This is a genomic window from uncultured Pelagimonas sp. (assembly GCF_947498515.1).
Classification (GTDB): domain Bacteria; phylum Pseudomonadota; class Alphaproteobacteria; order Rhodobacterales; family Rhodobacteraceae; genus Pelagimonas.
The window spans coordinates 1-791 of record NZ_CANMKO010000034.1 but is presented as its reverse complement, the minus strand read 5'-3'; the positions used below and the strand labels follow the sequence as shown (position 1 = coordinate 791).

General features: G+C 53.1%; 2 protein-coding genes. Both read left to right on the top strand.

The window, feature by feature from the left end; translation table 11 throughout:
- Positions 1-136 precede the first annotated feature (136 nt).
- The gene (locus Q1A43_RS22395; RefSeq protein WP_299930695.1) at positions 137-346 is read left to right on the top strand and encodes a hypothetical protein; all 210 of its coding nucleotides are present in this window, start codon (positions 137-139) and stop codon (positions 344-346) included.
- Between the two features lie 146 nt (positions 347-492).
- Positions 493-720, top strand: a complete 228-nt coding sequence (locus Q1A43_RS22390; RefSeq protein ID WP_299930702.1) for a hypothetical protein — start codon at positions 493-495, stop codon at positions 718-720.
- Positions 721-791 lie beyond the last annotated feature (71 nt).

Below are 791 nucleotides of genomic sequence, written 5' to 3'. Positions count from 1 at the left end.
ATTATATACATGCCTCCGAACAGCTCATGAGGCAGCGTTTGCACCGCATAACGCGTTCAGGAGCTTTTCGGAGACCGAATGGCGCAAAGCACCTTACCTCCCAAAACCTTTTTCCTCCCTCAAAAGGACCCCTGTCATGAAAACCATCATCGCATCCGCCCTCATCGCAACCGCTGCTCTGACCGGTGCTGCAAACGCCTCGCTCTCGTCCGACGTGCAGACATATGCCCCCGGCGCCGACGTCTCCTCGCTGACATCCGCTGAAACTGCCTCGCTGCACCTGATCCTCTCCGGCGGTGACACCGAAAGCGAAAAGCGCAACGCCGTTCGCAAAATCGTTAACTAAAGGGCTCTCGCAGCAAGACCGCAGCACCAAGTTTCAATAGGTGCTGCGGTTATTTGTCATTCGCATCCCTACCAACCTCGCATTTTGAGTAGCGCGCATTACATAGTGGAGCAGTCACCACAATCGCATTGAAACAGGAGACGACCATGAGACTCATAGCTTCCTCCGCTTTGATTGCTTGCACAGTACTAATTGCAGGGTCTGCGATGGCTCAGAGCATGGGCGAAATTCGCCAATACGCACCTGGCTCAGATCTGTCTAATTTGACCCAAAACGACATGAACCAGATCGGTATGATTATGGGCAGCAGCGACCGTGAAAGCGAAAAACGAAACGCTGTGCGCAATGTGATCCGTAAATCTAACAAACGTTAGTCAGACCAGCCCCCCTTTAGCCCCACCAAACCGCCCTTTGCTTGAGGGCGGTTTTGTTTTTGTTGGGGGGT